The following is a 17580-nucleotide window of genomic DNA, read 5'->3' on the forward strand; positions in this document are numbered from 1 at the left end:
CGGCGAGAGCGCCGGCGTCCGTCAGGAGCATCTTCACGAGGTCACCGGGTACCAGCCGCGGCCACAACGCCTCGACCGCTCGGTCGACGCCGGCGTCGTCGAGCAGATCGGCTCGGACGGCGTCCAGGTCCAGCTCGTGGACCGGACCTGAGTCGGCCGCACCTGCGGCACGGCGCTGGGCGACTCCCGTGAACCGGTCGAGGTTCAGGCCCGTCATCCTTTCGGCATCGGCGTCGATCTGCTCCAGAAGGTCGCCCATGTCTCGCTGCATCGCGTCGGTGACGGCGTCGACCAGGAGCTCTTTGAACACCTGGCGCGCGGGGTTGTGCCCCGACACGGCCGCCAAGGCGGCATCGCGTGCCGCGGCGACTTCCTCGCCGGGAAGGTGAACCGGTTCCTGTCCGATCCGCACGGTGAAGTCACCGACGGGGGCTTGGTGGACGCGCAGCAGGCCGGCCAAGGCGTCGGCGAGGTCGGACCTTCCCTTGAGACGCGCCGTGTCGAACGGGTCCACCGCGTCCGGGGACACCCCGGCCAGTTCCCGGCAGGTCGCCAGAACGACGTCGTTCTCTCCGAGCGAGGGAAGGACCTGGGAGATGTAGTCGAGGAACCGGGCGTTCGGGCCCACCACCAGGACACCCTCCTCCGCGGCGCGCGGGAACGCGTACAGGACATAGGCCGCCCGGTGCAGCGCGACGACCGTCTTGCCGGTGCCGGGCCCGCCCTGCACCACGGTCACCCCGCGGTGGGCGGAGCGGACGATCTCGTCCTGCTCGGCCTGCAGCGTCGCGACGGCCGCGTGCATCCTGCCCGTACGCCGTGCCGACAGGGCCTCGGTCAACGGGCCGTCCCCCACGACGTCCTCGCCGGTCGGGGCGGTCCCGTCCAGCAGTTCGTCGCTCACCGAGATCACCGTGCGCTCCTCGAGGCGCAGGTGCCGGCGCCGCCGCAGGTCCATCGGGTGGACCGGCGTCGCCTCGTAGAAGGGCCGCGCCGCGTTCGCGCGCCAGTCCACGAGCAGAGGCAGGTCGTCCTCCTCCCTGTGCAGTCCGATCCGCCCGATGCGCAGGGCCGTGCCGTCCGTCCAGTCGATGCGCCCGAAAACCAGCCCCTTTTCTGCGCCCTCCAGCCGGCCGATTTCCTTGGACAGACGCTCGGCGGCGATTTCCCTCTCGTATGCCTCACCGGCGCTTTCCGCCGGGGCCTTCAGCACATTCGCCCGGTGCACCCGCGCCTCGGAAAGCCGCTCGGTGAGCAACTCGTATAACGAGGACACATAATCCTGCTCCGACGCAACCGCACGCACAGCGGGATCATTCATCTTCGACAACAGGGGGCTCCTTCGATTCGAGCCACACCATATGGTCAAAGTCCCCTGAAGATAAGTCTTGACTTACTTGGTAAGCCATGGCCTTGCGATGGAATTCATGAAGACCGGTCGTATGGCGTGTCTTGCATTCCGCCGTTCCGTATGCCTCTGGTTGCGTTTCCGCTGCCCGCCTGCCTTATGGCGAGCCCGTCCTTGGAAGCCGGCGATGTTTTGCCACGCTCGGGAAAAGGGGGAGATTCGGCCAGGCGACCGGACCGTGATCGCTCTCAACGGGATTTCCCGTACCCCGGCCCCCGACCACTCGCACCCGAGCAAGGCCGTGGACATGGCCGGAGGGTGTTGTCGCGTGACCACCGCGGGCCGTGGGCCCGCGGTGGTCGTCCCTCCTGCCGCGTCGCGGGGAATCAGCCGCCCAGCACCGAGCCGAACTCGGCGTTCGGGTGGGTGAGGCCGAAGTCCTGCGCACTGAACGAGGTCGCGCCGGTCGTCGTCAGGCCGGTCGCCGAACCGCGCAGCACCCAGTCGGCGCCGTCGCGCACCGATCCGGCGAAGACGTCCTCGCCCTTCGCCGCGATCGTGAGGTCCGCCGCGCCGTCGCCGTCGAGGTCGGCGATGTCCACGGCGGAGCCGAACCAGTCGTCCGCCTCCGCGGTGCCGGGCACACCGTCGGCGGCCTGGTGGAACACCTGGGCGCCGGTGCCGGTCAGACCGGTGGCCGTGCCCCGGAGCAGGACCGTCGCGCCGGCCCCCGACACGCCTCGGACCGTCGCGCCCGGCGCCCCGACCGCCACGTCCGCGTAACCGTCGCCCGTGACGTCGCCGACCGCGACGGACGCGCCGAAGTTGTCGCCGGACCGGCCACCGCCCGGGGCGTCGAGCGTGGCGGTGCGGTGGGCGCCGAGGCCGTCCGCGCTGCCGTAGCGGACGTGGAGGAGGCCGGCGGCGTCCGTGTACTCGCCGGTGGTCGTCGCCGACGCGGGAACGTGGCCGGTGACGAGGTCGGCGTGGCCGTCGCCGTCGACGTCCCCGGCCGCGACGGAGACGGTGGGCGCCTCGCCCGTACCGGAGGCGTCGGTGCCCGGGGCCGGCACGGAGGCCGCCTCCAGCCCGCTGTCGCTCCACGTGTAGACGCCGGTGTGCTGGCAGCCGCCCGTCGTCCCGCCGCAGTTCTCCGGCCCGGTGACGACGAGCTGGGCGCGTCCGGCGCCGGTGAAGTCGCCGGCGGTGAGGGTGCGCGGCTGTATGTAGGCGTTGTAGTTGTAGAAGCGCGCCACATCGGTGGGCGCCGTGCGGCCCACCAGGTCGTCGTACGCCCACAGGTTGGTGCGGCTGAGCGTGGCGATCTGCGGGACGCCGTCGCCGTCCAGGTCGGCGACGACGACCTTCTTGCCGTAGTCCTTCTCGGCGGACCACTCGTTGGTGGCGTACGGGCTGACCATCGACATGCTCTCGCCGGTCAGGCCGTCCGGGCCGCCCCACAGCACGGTGAGCGTGCCGTAGGTGCTGCTGTACCGCACCGCTTCGCCCGGCACGCCGACGACGAGGTCGGTGTAACCGTCGGCGTCCAGGTCGCCGCCGGCGTGCGTGGCGCCGAACAGGTGGTACGAGCCGGCGTCGCCGGGGACACCCGCGGAGTTCTGGGTGAGGGTCGTCGAGCGGGCGGGCGAGACGCCGTCGGCGGATCCGTACAGGACGGTGACCGAGCCGGCGTCGGTCCGGCCGTCGACGGGAGCGTGGGGGGTGGCCACGACGAGGTCGGCGACGCCGTCGCCGTTGAAGTCGTCGGGCGCGGAGGTGGCCGCGCTCGCCGTGGGGGCGAAGGTCAGGGACAGGCCCGCGGCTGCCGTGGCGACGGCCAGGGCGACCGCCGGGGTGCGTGTGCGCAAGATTGCTCCAGTCTCAAGGACAGACGTGAGGCGTGGGGGGCCGCATGCATGACGGTCACGGTGTGGCGGGGGTTGTGCCCGGTGGGGCGGGGGCCATGGATGCCCGGCAAACAACCTCGTCTCCTTCACCCGCGGTTCACATCTGACGCGCCCGGGTGGTCAGCGGTGGGGAATCCCGTGGTGGCGGCGGAGGACCGGTGCCAGGTAGGACACGTGCGGGCCGGTGAGGTCCGCCAGGTCGGTCGGGGAGCGGACGAGGGCGAGCCGGTCGAGTTCGGGGACGCGGCCGAGGGCGCGCTCGGCCGCCGTGAGGGCCGTGTGGCGTTCGTGCAGCCAGGCCGCCGGGCGGGGCGGGGCCTGGAACAGGACGCCGACGCTGCCCTTCGCGCCCCGGGTGACCTGCCAGGGGGTGAGGTCGTCGGCCGGGGTGTCGACGCCGGTCTCCTCGGCCAGCTCCCGGGCCGCGTGGCGGCGCAGGGCGGTCAGGTCGAGGGGTACGCCGTCCGGTGGGGGCTCGACCGAGCCGCCCGGGAGCTGCCAGCGGCCGGGGGAGGTCGTCCAGGACGCCATCCGGCCGATCAGCAGCCGTCCGTCGTCCGCCGGCTGCGCGACCGACACGAACAGGGACGGCAGCCGTACGGTCGCGCCGGGCACCTTGCGCGGGACGTAGTACCGGTACGTCGCCCGGACCCAGGTCAGGACGAGGCCGTGGCGTGCGTCGTGTTCCAGGCCCGTGCACCCGGCCACCGGCCCGTCGAACAGGGCCGGGTTGGCCCGGACCGCGGCGTCCCAGGCGTCGTCCATGGCACGCCGGTCCCGCGGGGACAGCCGGGGCGGCGGGGCTTCGACCAGCCGCAGCCGGTCGGCGGCGAAAAGATCCATGCCGGGACCGTATCCGTGGCCGGGGAGGGCGTCGTCGTAGGCGACGCATGGTGCGGCCGATGCCTGGCGTAACTTCGGGGGAACGGCCGTCTCGGCAGCCCGCAGGGCGGTACAGGTGAGGAGCGGAACATGGACGACGCGCGGGACACGGCCCGGCGGCTGCGCGCGATCTGCGACGAGTTGTCGGACCGGTTCTACGAGCGGGCGGACGTCGTACGGACGCTGGTGGTGACGTTGCTGGCCGGGCGGCACTCGCTGGTGCTCGGCCCGCCGGGTACGGCGAAGTCGGAGCTGGCGCGGGAGCTCACGGGCCGGGTCGAGGGGGCGGCCTACTGGGAGATCCTGCTCTCGAAGTTCACCGCGCCGACGCGGATGTTCGGGCCGATCGACGTCGCCGCGCTGGCGCGGGGCGAGTACCGGCAGGTGTACGACGGGCGCGCCACGACCGCGCACGTCGCGTTCATCGACGAGATCTTCAAGTGTTCGACGGCCGCGCTCAACGAGACGCTGGGCTACCTCAACGAGCGGATCTACCACCCCGAGAACGGGGGCGCCCCGATCCGCTGCCCCCTGATCGGGGCCATCACCGCGAGCAACGAACTCCCCAGCGGGGAGGACTCCGCCGCGATCTACGACCGGCTGCTGGTGCGGATCGAGGTCGGGTATCTGGAGGACCCCTCGAACTTCGCCGCGCTGGTGCGTTCCGCCGTCGGCCGCCCGGCGGCACCTGCGCCGCCGACCACCGTCGAGCTGGCCGCGTTGCGGCACGCCGTGACGGAGGCCGTCCCGGCCGTGGACGTGCCGGACGTGATCGTGGACGCGGTGGTGACGCTGCGGGCCGCCCTGCGCCGCAAGGAACTCGTCGCCTCCGACCGGCGGTGGCGGCAGGCGGTGGGGCTGCTCCAGGCGTCCGCGTACCTCGACGGGCGTACGGCGGTGGCGGAGACCGATCTGTCGGTGCTGACGCATGTGCTGTGGGACTCCCCCGCCCAACGTCCGGTCGTGGAGCGGGAGGTGCTGCACCTGGTCAACCCGGACGCGAAGGAGGCGCTCGACCTGGCGGACGGCATCGAGGAGTTGGAGGCGCAGCTCGACGCGATGGCCGGGCAGTCCCGGGAGGCGCTGAGCGAGTGGGTCATCAAGAACGCCCACAACAAGCTCGCCATGGCGGGCAAGCGCCTGGAGAGACTGCGGGAGGAGGCGGCGAACGCCGGGCGTTCCACCGCCACCATCGACCGGGTCACCGGCCGTCAGCGCGCCGTCCGCGCCCGCGTCCTCACCGAGGCCCTCGGTATGGACGCGAGCATGGTGCAGGCCCAGCTCTGAGGCGGCACGATGGGTGACACGCACAGCGGACTCGACGAGCTGGCGGGCCGCTCCGGGAAGTGGCTGGCCCTGTCCGCCGCCGCTGCCGAACGGCACACGGCGGCCGTGGTCGCGGGCCCGTTCGACCGGGTCGCGTGGCGGGACGTGTACGAGCAGTCGGCGGGACTGCGCGAGCTGGCGGCGGAGCTGCGTTCCCGCCACGACCACACCACCGACCTCCTCACGGACGTCTTCCTCGCCGCCTGCCAGACAGCCCCGCGACTGCGCGACCGTACGGAGATGGCCCCTTCCCACCTGGTCAACCACCAGGTCGTCGCCTCCCTGCTGCACTCACCGGAGTTCGCCGAACTGCACCGGGAGACGGCAGGCGACTCCTACGCCGCCGCCATGGCCGTACTCGCCCAGGCCGCCGCGCTGCGCGGGCTCCTGGAGCGCTCCCGGGACGCCCGGGACCGGGCCGGGCAGGCGGACCGGGCCCGGCGGGACGCCGTGACCGCCGCGAACGCCGTGAGCGAGGCGCTCCGGCAGGCCGCCGAGGAGACCGACGAGGACGGCGCTGTTCCCGCCCCGGCCGCCGATGCCGTACACCGGGCGATCGAGGCCGCCGAAGCCGCCGAGGCCGCTGCCCGGCAGGAGGCCCGTGCCGCCGCGCAGGCGCTCGCGGTGGCGCTTCCCGGCATCCGTGCCGCCGCCCGGGACGCGGCGGCGACGGCGGCCGAGGCCGTCCGGCAGGAGGCGGCGCTGATGCGTGCGTGGGGTGTCGGCGCCGGTGAGCTGGAGCGGATGCCGTTCGACGAGCGTGCCCGGCTCGCCGAGCGGCTGCGCACCGGGCGGCTCGCGCGGTGGGCCGAACTGATCGGCCGTTTCCGGCAGATGGCCGGTGGTGAGCGCGCCCGCAAGGTGGAGAACGCCACGGGTGAACTGGTCGGCGTCACCCTCGGCGACGACCTCTCCCGGGTCGTCCCCTCCGAGCTGGCGGTCCTCGGCGTGCCGGAGCTGCGTGCGGTGTTCGCCGCGCGGTACGCCGCCGGGGAGCTGATGCTGTACGACACCCGGGGCGAGCAGACCACCGGGCGGGGCGCCGTCATCGCGTGCGTGGACACCTCGCACTCCATGTACGCGGAGGGGCCCGGCGGCATCACCCGGGAGGCGTGGTCCAAGGCGTGCGCCCTGGCCCTGCTCGACCAGGCCCGCCACGCCGGACGTGACTTCGTCGGCATCCTGTTCTCCGCCGCCGACAAGATCCGGGTCCACCGTTTCCCGGGCGACCGACCCGCCGGGGTCGCCGACGTCCTCGACTTCGCGGAGACCTTCCTCGGCGGCGGCACGGACTTCCAGCGTCCGCTGGGCACGGCCGTGGACGTGCTGGAGGAGGAGTTCGACGACACGGCCCGTGGACGCGGCGACATCGTGCTGATCACCGACGACGCCTGCGAGGTGACGGAGAAGTGGGTGCGCGGCTGGAACGACGCCAAGCACCGCCTGGGCTTCCGCCTCTTCGGCGTGGCCGTCGCCACCCCGGACACCGCCACCGGGTCCGGGTCGGTCCTGGAGTCCCTGTGCGACAACCTCCGCACCGTCGAGGACCTGACGGACGTCCACACGGCCGCCGACCTGTTCCGCGTCATCTGACCTGGCGCGCCCGCGCCGGCACCGGCTGCCGGGACGTGCGGAACCGGTTACGGAGTGGCTGGTTCCCGTTGCGTACCGGTATCGCCCGGACACCGGCCGTTCACCGGGGCCGCCGGGGAACGTTGGGTTCCGCAGGGATGCTCCGGGCGTGAGACGAATTATGGGAATCGCCCTCGCGGTGCTGCTGATCGGTGGCGTGGTGGCCGCCGTCGTCGCGGGCCGGGACAACGAGGAGTCGGGCACGGCAACGAAGACCGTGCGCATGGTGATCGGATCGGAGAAGGCGGAGTTCTTCGCCGATCCGGACGTGGTGAAGGCCCTCGCCGCCAAGGGCTACACCGTCGAGGCCGAGACCGCCGGGTCCTGGGCCATGGAAGGGCTGGACCTCGAGGGGTACGACCTCGCCTTCCCGTCCAGCCGGGCGCCCGCCGCCGAGCTGGCCGAGAAGTACGAGGTCCGGGGGATGCTCCCGCGCCCGTTCTACTCGCCCCTCGTCGTCGTGTCCCGCCGCGGGGCCGCCGAGGTGCTGGCCGCGAACGGGCTGGCCGAGCTCGACGAGGAGAACCCGGGCACGCTGAAGATGGAGGCCTACCTCGACGCGGCCGAGCGCGACCGCACCTGGCAGCAGCTCAAGGGGGCCGGGAAGTACGGGGAGCTGACCGGCACCCTCTACATCTCCAGCACCGACCCGGAGAGCTCCAACTCCGGCGCGCTGTACCTCGCCGCCGCCTCCTACGTCGCAGGCGGCGGCAAGGTGGTCGCGAGCGACGCCGACGTCGAGCGCACCGCTCCCCTGCTGCGCAAGCTGGTCAGCGTCCAGGGCGCCCAGCAGACCGGCACGGACGCGGCGTTCCGGGACTTCGTCAGCGGCGCCGGCAACCCGCTCGTCCTCGTCTACGAGTCCCAGGTGGCCGCGCTCCTCGACGAGCAGCAGAACGCGGACGACCTCGTCGTCCTCTACCCGGACACCACGGTCAACAGCGACCACACCGTCGTCCCGCTCACCGGGAACGGCCGGAAACTGGCCGAACTCCTGGGCGACGACCCGGCCTTGCGCAAGCTGGCCGTCCGGCACGGCTTCCGCCCGCAGGGCGACGTGGCCGAGTTCGCGGCCGCCGCCGTGGGCCGCACCGCCTACCTCAAGCAACGACTGACCGGCGTCCGCCAGGCGCCCGTGCCCACCTCCGCGGTGCTGCGCGAACTGGCGCGACGGGCGCGCGGATAAGGGGGAACAGCAACCGATGAGCAGCAGCGCAGACGGCGACTTCGTCCTCACGCCACCCGAGGCCGTCACGCCCGTGCCGCGGGAGAAGGCCGGCGGGCTCGTGCCCGTCGACGACTCCGTGCGCGCCGACATGGCGGCCAAGGCCGCCGCGTACGTCGAGGGGCTGGCCGCCCTCGACGCCCGCTCGCCCGAGTTCGCCGGCAAGGTCGGCGAGATCACCGCGCTGGGCGGCGGCGAGATGCGCGCCGCCACCGCGCAGTCCAACCGCATGCTGGAGCGCACGGTCCGCAGCCTGCCCGACAAGGGCGGGGACGCCCAGTCCAAGGTCGCCGGGTCGCTGGTCGAACTGCGGCGCGTGGTCGAGGACCTGGACCCGCGGGACCTGCCCGCGGGCAAGGGCCGCAAGTTCCTCTCCCGGCTGCCGGGCGGCAACAAGCTGCGCGACCACGTCGCCAAGTACGCCTCCGCGCAGGGCACCCTGAACCAGATCGTGGGCTCCCTGCGGGGCGGGCAGGACGAACTGCGCCGCGACAACGCGGCGTTGCAGACCGAGCGGGTCCGGCTGTGGGAGACCATGGGCAAGCTCCAGGAGTACGTCGTCCTGACGGAGGCCCTGGACACGGCCGTCGAGCGGCACATCGCCGGTGTCGAGGCGGCCGACCCCGCGCAGGCCGACTCGCTCCGGGCCGACGTCCTCTTCCCCGTCCGGCAGAAGCACCAGGACCTGCTCACCCAGCTCGCGGTGTGCGCGCAGGGCTACCTCGCCATGGACGTCGTACGCCGCAACAACGACGAGCTGATCAAGGGCGTGGACCGGGCGGCCACCACCACGGTGTCCGCGCTGCGGATCTCCGTGATGCTGGCGTCCGCGCTGGACCACCAGAAGAAGGTGGTCGAGCAGGTCAACGCCCTGCGCGGCACCACCGAGGAGCTGATCCGGGGCAACGCGGAGATGCTGGCGACGCAGAGCGGGGAGATCCAGCGCATCGCCGCCGACCCGGCGGTCGGGGCGGAGACCCTGCGGACCGCGTTCCAGCAGATCTACCGCACCCTCGACGCCATCGACACCTACAAGGTGCAGGCGACCGAGGCGATGGCGGTGACGGTGGAGAACCTGACCTCCGAACTCCGGCACGCCAGTACCTACTTGGAGCGCAGCCGGTCGCAGGGCGCGCTGGAAGGGGGGCTCGGATGAGACGACGGTCCCTGGCCGCGCTGCTCGTCGCCGGCGCGGCCCTGCTGAGCGCGTGCACCGCCGCACCGGAGGAGGAGAAGGACCCGCACGCCGCCGAGCCGGGCACCCTGCGGGTCCTGGCCTCCAGCGAGCTCGGCGACATGACGGAGGTGCTGGAGCAGGTCGAGAAGGACACGGGCGTCACCGTCCGGCCGACCTGGATCGGCACCCTCGACGCCGTGGACATGCTGGCCGCGGGGAAGACGGACGGACGGTACGACGCGGTGTGGCTGTCCTCCAACGACTACCTGCGGCTGCGCCCGGAGGCGGCGGAGAAGGTCGTCTCGGAGACACCCGTGATGTCCAGCCCGGTCGCCATCGGCGTCAAGCCGGCCACCGTGCGGCGGCTGGGCTGGAAGCCGGAGGACGTCACCTGGTCCCAGATCGACCGGGCCGTGCGGGAGGGGGAGCTCACCTACGGCATGACCGACCCGGCCCGTTCCCACTCCGGTTTCGCCACGCTGGTCTCGGTCGCCTCGGCGCTCTCCGGAGCCCAGTCCGCGCTCACCGACGCCGACGTGACGAAGGCGCGCCCGCGGCTGAAGGAGTTCTTCCGGGGGCAGAAGCTGACCTCGGGCTCGTCGGGCTGGCTGGCCGGCGCCTACGCCCGCCGCGGCGACGTCGACGCGCTCCTCAACTACGAGTCCGTCCTGAAGGGGTTCAAGAACCTGACGGTGATCCGCCCGAAGGACGGTGTCGTCACCGCCGACTACCCGCTGTCGTCGCTCGCCGCCACGGACAAGGAGACCCGCGACGACGTGCGCCGGGTGGCCGAGGCGCTGCGCACGGACGGTGTGCAGCGGCTGATCACCAACCGTACGTTCCGCCGGCCGGTCGTCGCCTCCGTGCCGCCGGCGGCCGGCCTCGACACGAGCAGGCGGCGCGAACTGCCCTTCCCCGGCGACCTCTCCGTCGCCGACGGCCTGCTCGACGCCTACGAGAACGAGCTGCGCCGCCCCTCGCGGACCGTGTACGTCCTCGACACCTCCGGCTCGATGGAGGGCGAGCGCCTCAGCCGGCTGAAGCAGGCGCTGACCCGGCTCACCGGGGACTTCCGCGACCGGGAGGAGGTCACCCTGATGCCGTTCGGATCGGCGGTGAAGAGCGTGCGCACCCACGTCGTCGAGCCCGACGACCCGGAGCAGGGGCTGGAGGCGATCCGCCGGGACACCGCGGCACTGCGGGCCGAGGGCGAGACGGCGATCTACACGTCCCTGGAGAAGGCCTACGACCACCTCGGCACCGGTGAGGACACGTTCACCTCGATCGTGCTGATGACGGACGGCGAGAACACGGCCGGCGCCGAGGCGGGCGACTTCGACTCCTTCTACCGGGGGCTGTCCGGCGACCACCGGAACACCCCCGTCTTCCCCATCCTGTTCGGCGACTCCGACCGCGCGGAGCTGGAGCACATCGCCGAGCTGACCGGCGGCCGGCTGTTCGACGGGCAGGGCTCGCTCGACGGGGCGTTCGAGGAGATCCGTGGCTACCAGTAGGGCGATGGCGTATCTCGAGTCCCGCAAGAACCTGGCCGGGGGCGCGGGCGGGCTGGCGGGGCTGGTGCTGACGTTCACGGGCGTGGCGGGTCCGTACTGGCCGGTCGTGGTGGTGGGGCTGTACGGGGCCGGAGCGCTGATCGCCCCGCCCGAGCGGCCCGCGCCGCCCGAGTTCCCCGACCCGTCCGCGCAGCTGGACGAGGTGCGGGCGGACTTCGAACGGCTGCGGGACTACCTCGCGGACGTCGATCTGCCGCCCACCGCGCGGGACCGGCTCACCGAACTGACGGAGCTGTTGGCCGCGCTGCTGGATCCCGGGTGGGTGACCGAGATCATCGCCCAGGACCCGGAGGCCGTCCACACGCTGTCGCGAGCCGTGCGGCAGGACGTGCCGGAAGCCGTCGACGCCTACGTCCGCACCCGCTGGTGGACGCGGCTGACGCCCGGGCAGATGCCTCCGGAGCAGCACCTGGTGCGTCAGCTGGAGCTGCTGCACGCGGAGGCGGAGCGGCTGGCGCAGGGCCTGCGGGAGACGGAGGCGCGGCGGCAGGAGTCGCACACGCGGTACCTGGAGGACCGGGGGCCGGCCGGGGAGGGCGGACTCGGCAGGTCGTGACGTCCGGCCGGACACCCGGGCATCCGTAGACCCGCACGCCCGCACACCCACGCAACCGAACAGTCGTCCGAACCGTCACTCCTTGATGACCGACGGGACCCAGGGCACGAGGCGGGAGCGCAGTGGTGGCGAGGAGACGGCTGAGGATCGGGATCGCCGCCGGGGTGGCCCTGCTGGCGGCCGGCGGCTCCGCGGTGGCGGTCGCGGGCGACGACGGCCGCCGGGTGCTGTCCCGGGACTCGTGGGACCCGCTCCGCGGCTCGGCCGCCGCGGAGGAGTGGGTCGCCCACGGTGACCACGCCGCCGTGATCCGCGTGACGCGGGAGACGGCGGACGACCCGGATCCGAAGGACGGTGACTACGTTCCGCGGACGGTCACGGCGACCGTGACCGAGGTCGTCTGGTCGAGGCCGGGGGCGACCCGGCTGCCCGAGCAGATCACCCTGCGGGCGCACGGCTGGTACTCCACCCTCTGGGGCGGCCGGGAGGAGGCCGCACGCGAGGGAGCGCCGCGCCTCGAGCCCGGCCACACGTACGTCGTCGGGCTCACCCGGCCGGCGAAGGGCGTGGAACTGATCGGTGACGACGCGGTTCTGCCCTACGACGCCGGGACCTTCGGCCGGGGAGAGCTGGAGGGCCGCGCCGTCGGCCGCGACGCGTACTACCGCTCCCTGCGGGGCATGCCCAAGGACTCGGTCGCCCGGTTCGCCGTCGGCGAGACGTACAGCCCCAGGACCCTGGACGACGTCCGGCGGCTGCTGGAGGGCACCTCACCGCTGAACCTCTACCGGCGGACGGCGCTGAACCGCCTCCCCACGGACGTGAACGTGGACCGCGAGCCGGACGACCCCGCGGACGAGGGCGCGGGCGACCTCCCCGGACGGATCCGCGGCGGCGCCTCCGCGCTCGACGCCGGGACCGACTACTTCCTGTCGGTCTCCTGCTCCGGGCGCGGCAAGGAGTTCACGGTGCGGCTCACCGTCGACGGGGCGACCACCACGCACCGGCTGCCCTGCAACACGAGCAACGAGCTGGTGGCCGTCAAGCGGCCGCGCGGCGAGGTGACGTACGAGTTCTCCGCCGCGGAACCCGACGTCGGCGCCGTCGCGTGGAACCTGGTGGAAGGCCCGGGTACCGGCGGTGGCCGGGACCGGTGACGGCCCGGGTTTCCGCGTCGCGCCGCCGCTGCCGCCGTCGCCGGAAGGCGGGTTCGGGCCTGCCGCCGCCGTGCCCGTCGGGGCGGACGGGGACGGCGCGTGGCGGCAGGCCCGAACCCCGCACGCCGTTGTGCGGGGCCCCGCCGGTGTGTTCCGCGGCCGGTCGTGGCGTGACGATCGCTGGTCAGGGCATCCCCATCCCGACCGGCCGCGGGGTCTGTGCGGGCGTCAGCCCAGGCGCTTCACCAGCGCGTGGTACTGGTCCCACAGTTCCTTGGGCGTGTGGTCGCCGAAGGTGTTGAGGTGCTCGGGGACCAGGGCGGCCTCCTCGCGCCACACGTCCTTGTCGACGGTGAGCAGGAAGTCCAGGTCGGCCTCGGAGAGGTCCAGGCCGTCGGTGTCCAGCGCGCCCTTGGCCGGCAGCACGCCGATCGGGGTCTCGACGCCCTCCGCCTTGCCCTCCAGGCGCTCCACGATCCACTTCAGGACGCGGGAGTTCTCACCGAAGCCGGGCCAGACGAACCGGCCCCCGTCGTCCTTGCGGAACCAGTTGACGTAGTAGATCCTCGGCAGCTTGGACTGGTCCTTGTCCTTGGCCACGTCGATCCAGTGCGCCATGTAGTCGCCCATGTTGTAGCCGCAGAACGGCAGCATGGCGAACGGGTCGCGGCGCAGCTCGCCGACCTTGCCCTCGGCGGCGGCGGTCTTCTCGGAGGCCACGTTGGCGCCGAGGAAGACGCCGTGGTTCCAGTCGAAGGACTCCGTCACCAGCGGTACGGCGCTGGCGCGGCGCCCGCCGAAGAGGATCGCGGAGATCGGCACGCCCTTGGGGTCCTCCCACTCGGGCGCGATGATCGGGCACTGCGCGGCGGGGGTGGTGAAGCGGGCGTTGGGGTGGGCGGCGGGCGTGCCGGACTCGGGGGTCCAGTCGTTGCCCTTCCAGTCGGTGAGGTGGGCCGGGGTCTCCTCGGTCATGCCCTCCCACCACACGTCGTTGTCGTCGGTGAGGGCGACGTTGGTGAAGACGGAGTTGCCCCAGAGGGTCTTCATCGCGTTGGCGTTGGTGTGCTCGCCGGTGCCGGGGGCGACGCCGAAGAAGCCGGCCTCGGGGTTGATGGCGTACAGGCGGCCGTCCTCGCCGAAGCGCATCCAGGCGATGTCGTCGCCGATCGTCTCGACCGTCCAGCCGGAGATCGTGGGCTCCAGCATGGCGAGGTTGGTCTTGCCGCAGGCGGACGGGAAGGCCGCGGCGACGTACTTGGACTCACCCTGCGGCGGCGTGAGCTTCAGGATGAGCATGTGCTCGGCCAGCCAGCCCTCGTCGCGGGCCATGACGGAGGCGATGCGCAGGGCGTAGCACTTCTTGCCGAGCAGGGCGTTGCCGCCGTAGCCGGAGCCGTAGGACCAGATCTCGCGGTCCTCGGGGAAGTGGGAGATGTACTTGGTCCGGTTGCAGGGCCAGGGGACGTCCTCCTGGCCGGGCTCCAGCGGGGCGCCGACCGAGTGCACGGCCTTGACGAAGAAGCCGTCGGAGCCGAGCTCGTCCAGGACCGGGCGGCCCATCCGGGTCATGGTGCGCATGGAGACGGCGACGTACGCCGAGTCGGTGATCTCGACGCCGATGGCGGACAGCGGCGAGCCGAGGGGGCCCATGCAGAAGGGCACGACGTACATGGTGCGGCCCTTCATCGAGCCGCGGAAGACGCCCTCGTCGCCCTGGAAGGTCTCCCGCATCTCGGCGGGGGCCTTCCAGTGGTTGGTCGGGCCGGCGTCCTCCTCCTTCTCGGAGCAGATGAAGGTCCGGTCCTCGACGCGGGCGACGTCGGTGGGGTCGGAGGCCGCGTAGTAGGAGTTGGGGCGCTTGATCGGGTCGAGTGTGCGGAAGGTGCCCTTGGCGACGAGCTCCTCGCACAGGCGTTCGTACTCAGCCTCCGAGCCGTCGCACCAGACCACCTGGTCCGGCTGCGTCAGGTCTGCGATCTCGTTGACCCAGGAAATCAGTCCCTGGTGGGTGGTGGGGACGCTGGGAGCCGCGATGTCGCGCGCCACGATTGCTCCTAAATGAGGGTTTTTGTTTGGGAGGCCCCGTGGGGGCTGCGACCCGGATGCTGCACGGTGGTGCGCTGCGCGCTCATCCGGTGTCGACCGCACTCATTTGATCATCCGACGAGAGCGCCCATCTGTCCAGAGGGCCGCACAGGTGAGCAACGTGACGCTGACCACGGTTTTCCCTGGGGCTTTACGCGCACGTTGGGTAGACGTGACGATTTCTTTGCGTGACGCGTCGACGGCACGGCGTGAGATGATGGCCACTTCGCGCGGGCCGATTCGACAGCCGGACGCATAACTTACGGTTCCGTAGGTACGATGCCGGACATGACTGCGCTTGTCCCCGACGCGCCCGAGGACCCGGCGGCCGACGGCCGGGGTCCGGTCGCGACCTCCCTGCCGCATCCGGTCAAGCCCAAGCTCCGCGGCTGGCTGCACCTCGGCATGTTCCCCGCCGCCCTGGTCGCCGGACTGGCGCTCACCGCCTTCGCGGACTCGGCCCGCGGACGCCTCGCCTGCGGGGTGTACGCCCTCACGGCCTGCCTGCTGTTCGGCGTGAGCGCGCTCTACCACCGGGGCGACTGGAGCCCCCGCATGGACGGGGTGCTGCGCCGCCTCGACCACGCCAACATCTTCCTGATCATCGCGGGCACCTACACCCCGCTGACCATCCTGCTGCTGCCGCAGTCCAAGGGGCAGTGGCTGCTGTGGGGCATCTGGGCGGCGGCGGCCGCCGGGATCGTCTTCCGGGTCTTCTGGGTCGGCGCGCCGCGCTGGCTCTACACGCCCTGCTACATCGCGATGGGCTGGGCGGCCGTCTTCTTCCTGCCGGACTTCATGCGCACCGGCGGCATCGCCGTACTCGTCCTGGTCGTCGTGGGCGGCCTGCTCTACAGCGCCGGCGGGGTGATCTACGGCCTCAAGAAGCCCAACCCGTCACCGCGCTGGTTCGGCTTCCACGAGGTCTTCCACACCTTCACCCTGGCCGCCTTCATCGCCCACTACGTCGGCATCTCCCTGGTGGCCTACCAGCACGCGTGACGGTTTCCCCGGACTCCCCGACTCCACCGCACTCCCCGAACGGCCCCGGCTCGACGAGCCGGGGCCGTTTCCGTATGCCCGGGATCCCGCCACCGGGCGGCCGGCCGGCGGCGGAAGCGGGCACCGCACCGACCGTGGCCCCGCCCCCGACGGATGTCCGACAATGATCCGCATGACGGCCGCACGCTCCCCCCTCTCCCCCGCCGACCGCCCGCAGCCGGGCCTGCGGGAACGGAAGAAGATCAAAACCCGCGAGGCGATCCGCACCGCGGCCTACGGGCTGATCCGGGAGCAGGGATACGACGCCACGACGATCGAGCAGATCGCCGACCGCGCCGAGGTGTCGCCGTCGACCGTCTTCCGCTACTTCCCGACCAAGGAGGACATCGTCCTCACGGACGAGTACGACGCGGTCCTCACGGAGGAGTTCTCGGCCCGGCCCGCCGACGAGCCGTGGGCGGTCTCCCTGCGACACGTCATGCGCAAGGCCATCGCGCTCGGGGTCGGCGAGGAGCGCGAGGTGATCCGGCTGCGGACACGACTGCTGGCCGAGGTCCCCGCGGTGCGCTCGCGGATGCTGGAGAGCATGTCGGCCACCGGCCGCATGCTCGCCCGGGCCATCGCCGAACGCACCGGCCTCGACCCCGACGGCCTGGAGGTCCGGGTCCTGTCGATGTCGCTGACCGGCGGCCTGATGGAAACCTCCCAGTACTGGGCCGAGCACGGCCACCGCGACGACCTGGCCGACCTGGTCGACCGCGCCCTGGACGTCCTCGAGAACGGTCTGTCCGCCGCCGGGAAAACCTGAGGCCGCGCCCCCGCGCCATGGCATCCTGACCGGGTGAACGGTCCCGAGATCCACGTCGCCTTCGACCCCGAACTGCTGCTCTTCGTTCCCCGGGCGCGGCCCACCGGCACCACGAAGGCCGCCACCGACGGTGTCTCCAGCCTCGGCCACGTCGTCGAGTCCCTCGGAGTCCCGCTGACCGAGGTCGGCGCGCTGCTCGTGGACGGCAGCGAGGTGCCGGTCGGCCACGTGCCGACCGCGGGCGAGTCGGTGACGGTGCGGGCCGTCGAACACCCCCAGCGGGTGCCGGGCGCTCCCCTGCGCTTCCTGCTCGACGTGCACCTCGGCACGCTGGCGCGCCGGCTGCGGCTGCTGGGCGTGGACACGGCGTACGAGTCGACGGACATCGGCGATCCGGCGCTGGCCGCGCGATCGGCGGCGGAGCAGCGGGTGATGCTCAGCCGGGACCGGGGGCTGCTGCGGCGGCGGGAGCTGTGGGCGGGGGCGTTCGTGTACAGCACCCGGCCCGAGGAGCAACTCACGTACGTACTGGACCGGTTCCGGCCCGAGCTGCGGCCGTGGAGCCGGTGCACCGCCTGCAACGGGCTGCTGCGACAGGTCACCAAGGACGAGGTCGCCGACCAGTTGAGGGGCGGGACGCACCGCACGTACGACGTGTTCGCGCAGTGCGCGGAGTGCGGCCGCGCGTACTGGAAGGGCGCGCATCACGAGCAACTGGTCGCGATCGTGGAACGGGCGGTCGCCTCACGGCCGGAGCGGGGCTGACGCGGTAACGCCGCGGAGAACCGCGGGCCCGGCGCGGGGAACCACGGTCCGCCGCAAGGAACCGCAGGTCCGGCGCGGGGAACCACGGCCCGCCGCAAGGAACCGCAGGTCCGGCGCGGGGAACCACGGCCCG

At 72.5% G+C, this 17580-nt stretch carries 13 protein-coding genes and 1 pseudogene; 10 read left to right on the plus strand and 4 right to left on the minus strand.

Annotation, left to right across the window (positions count from 1 at the left end; translation table 11 throughout):
• The 3 genes and pseudogenes from KUM38_RS15115 to KUM38_RS15125 form a co-directional block, all read right to left on the minus strand.
• Positions 1 to 1321: pseudogene (locus tag KUM38_RS15115) on the minus strand (AAA family ATPase); the annotation flags it as partial.
• A 413-nt stretch (positions 1322 to 1734) separates the two neighbouring features.
• Complete coding sequence (locus KUM38_RS15120) at positions 1735 to 3216, minus strand: FG-GAP-like repeat-containing protein (protein ID WP_217129892.1); 1482 nt, start codon at positions 3214 to 3216, stop codon at positions 1735 to 1737.
• Between the two features lie 159 nt (positions 3217 to 3375).
• Positions 3376 to 4098, minus strand: coding sequence for an NUDIX hydrolase (locus KUM38_RS15125; protein ID WP_217129893.1), 723 nt, complete (start codon positions 4096 to 4098; stop codon positions 3376 to 3378).
• 129 nt (positions 4099 to 4227) lie between these two features.
• On the opposite strand from KUM38_RS15125, the gene KUM38_RS15130 reads away from it, so the two are divergent.
• From KUM38_RS15130 to KUM38_RS15160, 7 genes are all read left to right on the plus strand, one after another.
• Positions 4228 to 5424 carry an AAA family ATPase gene (locus KUM38_RS15130; protein WP_217129894.1) on the plus strand — a complete coding sequence of 399 codons (1197 nt, stop codon included), beginning with the start codon at positions 4228 to 4230 and terminating at the stop codon, positions 5422 to 5424.
• 9 nt (positions 5425 to 5433) lie between these two features.
• Positions 5434 to 7056 carry a VWA domain-containing protein gene (locus KUM38_RS15135; RefSeq protein WP_217129895.1) on the plus strand — a complete coding sequence of 541 codons (1623 nt, stop codon included), beginning with the start codon at positions 5434 to 5436 and terminating at the stop codon, positions 7054 to 7056.
• Positions 7057 to 7204: 148 nt separating this feature from the next.
• Positions 7205 to 8281 (plus strand): substrate-binding domain-containing protein, encoded by a 1077-nt coding sequence (locus tag KUM38_RS15140; RefSeq protein ID WP_308408973.1) that lies wholly within the window; start codon positions 7205 to 7207, stop codon positions 8279 to 8281.
• A 16-nt stretch (positions 8282 to 8297) separates the two neighbouring features.
• Positions 8298 to 9476 (plus strand): toxic anion resistance protein, encoded by a 1179-nt coding sequence (locus tag KUM38_RS15145; protein WP_217129896.1) that lies wholly within the window; start codon positions 8298 to 8300, stop codon positions 9474 to 9476.
• Positions 9473 to 11011, plus strand: a complete 1539-nt coding sequence (locus KUM38_RS15150; protein WP_217129897.1) for a VWA domain-containing protein — start codon at positions 9473 to 9475, stop codon at positions 11009 to 11011. Before KUM38_RS15145 ends, KUM38_RS15150 begins: the two co-directional genes overlap by 4 nt.
• Entirely contained in the window at positions 10998 to 11627 is a 630-nt protein-coding gene (locus KUM38_RS15155) for a hypothetical protein (protein ID WP_308408974.1), read from the plus strand. The genes KUM38_RS15150 and KUM38_RS15155 overlap by 14 nt, the downstream gene beginning before the upstream one ends.
• A 125-nt stretch (positions 11628 to 11752) precedes the next feature.
• On the plus strand, positions 11753 to 12784 hold the full coding sequence (locus KUM38_RS15160; RefSeq protein ID WP_217129898.1) for a hypothetical protein: 1032 nt from the start codon (positions 11753 to 11755) through the stop codon (positions 12782 to 12784).
• 228 nt (positions 12785 to 13012) lie between these two features.
• Here the strand turns inward: KUM38_RS15160 and KUM38_RS15165 are convergent, their stop codons facing one another.
• On the minus strand, positions 13013 to 14833 hold the full coding sequence (locus KUM38_RS15165; protein WP_217129899.1) for a phosphoenolpyruvate carboxykinase (GTP): 1821 nt from the start codon (positions 14831 to 14833) through the stop codon (positions 13013 to 13015).
• 327 nt (positions 14834 to 15160) lie between these two features.
• Between KUM38_RS15165 and KUM38_RS15170 the strand changes: the two genes are divergently transcribed.
• From KUM38_RS15170 to KUM38_RS15180, 3 genes are all read left to right on the plus strand, one after another.
• Positions 15161 to 15874, plus strand: a complete 714-nt coding sequence (locus tag KUM38_RS15170; protein WP_217129900.1) for a hemolysin III family protein — start codon at positions 15161 to 15163, stop codon at positions 15872 to 15874.
• A 163-nt stretch (positions 15875 to 16037) separates the two neighbouring features.
• Positions 16038 to 16682 carry a TetR/AcrR family transcriptional regulator gene (locus KUM38_RS15175; protein WP_217129901.1) on the plus strand — a complete coding sequence of 215 codons (645 nt, stop codon included), beginning with the start codon at positions 16038 to 16040 and terminating at the stop codon, positions 16680 to 16682.
• A gap of 33 nt (positions 16683 to 16715) precedes the next feature.
• Complete coding sequence (locus tag KUM38_RS15180) at positions 16716 to 17447, plus strand: Mut7-C ubiquitin/RNAse domain-containing protein (RefSeq protein ID WP_217129902.1); 732 nt, start codon at positions 16716 to 16718, stop codon at positions 17445 to 17447.
• The last annotated feature ends 133 nt before the right edge of the window (positions 17448 to 17580 follow it).

The organism is Streptomyces sp. AC558_RSS880, assembly GCF_019049255.1.
Classification (GTDB): Bacteria; Actinomycetota; Actinomycetes; order Streptomycetales; family Streptomycetaceae; genus Streptomyces.

Bases quoted from the DNA above. Each gene is read 5' to 3' on its own strand.
- KUM38_RS15135 (WP_217129895.1), top strand. From the start codon at position 5,434: ATGGGTGACACGCACAGCGGACTCGACGAGCTGGCGGGCCGCTCCGGG.
- KUM38_RS15175 (WP_217129901.1), top strand. From the start codon at position 16,038: ATGATCCGCATGACGGCCGCACGCTCCCCCCTCTCCCCCGCCGACCGC.
- KUM38_RS15145 (WP_217129896.1), top strand. From the start codon at position 8,298: ATGAGCAGCAGCGCAGACGGCGACTTCGTCCTCACGCCACCCGAGGCC.
- KUM38_RS15125 (WP_217129893.1), bottom strand. From the start codon at position 4,098: ATGGATCTTTTCGCCGCCGACCGGCTGCGGCTGGTCGAAGCCCCGCCG.
- KUM38_RS15150 (WP_217129897.1), top strand. From the start codon at position 9,473: ATGAGACGACGGTCCCTGGCCGCGCTGCTCGTCGCCGGCGCGGCCCTG.
- KUM38_RS15130 (WP_217129894.1), top strand. From the start codon at position 4,228: ATGGACGACGCGCGGGACACGGCCCGGCGGCTGCGCGCGATCTGCGAC.
- KUM38_RS15170 (WP_217129900.1), top strand. From the start codon at position 15,161: ATGACTGCGCTTGTCCCCGACGCGCCCGAGGACCCGGCGGCCGACGGC.